The organism is Candidatus Symbiothrix dinenymphae, assembly GCF_001431085.1.
On the sequence record NZ_BBRU01000092.1, the window covers coordinates 1 to 920 of the forward strand.

General features: G+C 44.5%; 1 protein-coding gene. It reads right to left on the reverse strand.

The genetic code is table 11. The features are described from left to right. Nucleotides 1-32: 32 nt before the first annotated feature. The coding region (locus ASC50_RS01460; protein ID WP_082592025.1) for an IS30 family transposase at nt 33-920 on the reverse strand (888 nt) is incomplete at its 5' end.

The window sequence follows — 920 nt, forward strand, 5'->3', positions numbered from 1 at the left end:
CGCAGATTCAACTTCTAAGTGCGACAAAATTTCTACAAAGATAGATAAAAAACTTCAGTTGGAGATTTAAAGCCGAGTTTTTCTCTGGGTCGGCTATTTATCTTGCTCTGTATCAGTTTAATATAATCATGAGAGTAGTCATCAAAATCAGTTCCTTTAGGAATATATTGTCGAATTAATCCGTTAGTATTTTCATTCAGACCTCGCTCCCACGAGGAGTATGGGTGTGCAAAAAAGAAGTCCAGATCGAGTTTTTTAGCGATATATTCGTGTTCTGCGAACTCTGTCCCATTGTCGGCGGTGATGGAGTGGGTGTTTTTTTTGTAAGCCACCAGCAGTTTGTGGACAACTTTTGCCAACGGGAGAGCAGCTTTTCCTTCGGGCAATTTTTCCATCATCAAGAAGCTTGTGAGCCTTTCGGTGAGGGTAAGGATAGCCCCTTTGCCGTCTTTTCCGATAATCGTATCTATTTCCCAGTCTCCCAAACGTTTGCGGAGATTGATGACATCCGGACGTTCATCGATGGAAATTTTATTTTTGATAACCACCTTTTTTCCACCACCAACGGGTCGCTTGCGATGTTTTCCTCTGTGGCGCAAATGTGTCCAAAGAGTGCCTCCAGCGGCTTTGTCGGCACGAACATGTTGATAAATGCGTTCGTGAGAAACCATTGGAATCGCTTTTAATTTGCAATAGCCGACAATTTGTTCGGGCGACCATTGGTCTTCTTCGAGCCTTTTTTTTACTTGCCGCTCGACCGCCGCCGAAAACGTTCGCTTGCGGGTGTAGCGTTCTTTGCGTTCATCAGCCAACATTTGGGCATGGATAGGGGTATACTTGCGCGTGCCTTTATTGCGCTCAATCTCCCTGTAAACTGTACTGGCAGAGACATTTACAATCTCTGCAATCTTCTCTTTCGG